1 protein-coding gene is annotated in these 1635 nt (G+C 60.2%); it reads right to left on the reverse strand.

Annotated elements, in window-relative coordinates; translation table 11 throughout:
* Positions 1 to 237 precede the first annotated feature (237 nt).
* Entirely contained in the window at positions 238 to 1494 is a 1257-nt protein-coding gene (locus tag V8324_RS21750) for an IS110 family transposase (RefSeq protein ID WP_336421973.1), read from the reverse strand.
* Between the last annotated feature and the right edge of the window lie 141 nt (positions 1495 to 1635).

Consider the following 1635-nt stretch of genomic DNA (forward strand, 5'->3'; position numbering starts at 1 on the left):
AACGTCCTATGTCGGGAAATTCTGGCTGCTTGGGTCAGCAGGTCGTGGGACATCCGGTCTCCCGGATGCCCTGTAATCGTTGCCCAGACGGGCTCTGCCGTCAAGAAATGATCTCTTCCATAGCAAACACAGGGTACGCGCTGCGGCGGCCCTCACCGTCCTCAATACGAGATCCCAAATCCCAAGCAGAAGGCCCGAACATTATCTACGAGGTCAGCAAGCTGCCTCCACGGCTCGTCAGAGAGAGGTCCTTCCGCCTGGGCTCACCCCCTCGAAGAAGGGGCGATAGGGTTCGCCGTGCATGACCACGGCGTGTACGGTGCGCGCCATCTTGGCCGCGATCGCGGTGTAAGCCTTGCGGCGCAGATGGGCGTTATGTCGATCCTTCGAGATGTAGCGTTCGAACTTGTCACGGAAGCTGTTGGTCCGCTTGAGGACCGCGGTTTGGCCGGCCATCCAGAGCGTGCGCCGCAATCGGGCATTGCCGTACTTCGAGATGCGACTCTGGCCGCGGAACATGCCGGACTGGACGGTTGCGAGGTCCATGCCGCAAAACTTCAGGAACTGCCGGTGATGTCGAAAGCGGCGCAGGTCGCCAGCCTCTGCAAGGATGGTCATGGCATTGATCGGTCCGATACCGGGAATAGTCGTCAGCAGCTGATAGTCGGGCAGATCCGACAGCAGCTCGACGGCCCGGGCCTCGATCTCATCACGTTGCCGGATCAGGCTGCGCCCTTCGGCCAGCACAAGACGGAACATGCGAACGGCGTCTGAATCCGGATGGACAGGTAGCCCAACCGAACTGACAGCTGTGGCGTAAATATCTGAAAGCAGGAGTTCTTTGGATACCTTTCGGCCGACAATCTCCCAAGCATCAGAGATGAAGGCGTCCCGGCTCATGGCGGTGATCATGTGTGGTGACGGGAATTTTTCCAGGAATGTCAGGAACCAATCCGTCCGCGAGCTTCGGTGAAATCGTTCGGCCTCGGGAAAATACAGCGGGAGGTAATGCGTCAGGATACGGTGCCATAGCTCGGTCTTTGAGCGCGAGACGATCTCGTGGGTTTTTGACAGTTCCTGTATATCGCCTGTACCGACGACCAGCGGGTCATGGAAAAACTGCACGGCCCCGATCTCCAGCATGTGCAGGATGACCTGGGCGTCCTTCGGGTCGTTCTTGTCCCAGCTGTTGTGCAGGGCCTCCCGCGTCCGCGCCAGACCGACGGAGGAAACAAGCTTCAGCTCGAACCCGGCCTGGCCGAGATGGTGCGCCAACGTGCGGTGATAGTTGCCGGTCGCCTCGAACCCGATCCGCACCGGCAGGTCGTAGCTGGCGAGGGCCGCGGAGAGGCGCTGGAAGTCCTCCAGCGTGTTCGTGATCGTCATACGACGGCGTCGCTTCTTTCCAGGGGTGCCGATCAGCACATCATGGCGGTGCTTGGAAATGTCGATGGCGACCAACAAGGTCGTGACGGTAGAATGGTGGGCGGTCATAGCCGGTCTCCTCAGCGGTGTGGTTCACGCAAAACCACTGTTGAGACCCGAGACCCGGTTATGGCCACCCGCTGCGCTACATGAGGGCTGCGCAGGCGGCCATAACCTACCAACAGCCCTTCTTCCCGACGTGCTACGGCA

This window comes from Roseovarius sp. D22-M7 (assembly GCF_037083785.1).
GTDB lineage: Bacteria > Pseudomonadota > Alphaproteobacteria > Rhodobacterales > Rhodobacteraceae > Roseovarius.

Bases quoted from the DNA above. Each gene is read 5' to 3' on its own strand.
- V8324_RS21750 (WP_336421973.1), bottom strand. From the start codon at position 1,494: ATGACCGCCCACCATTCTACCGTCACGACCTTGTTGGTCGCCATCGAC.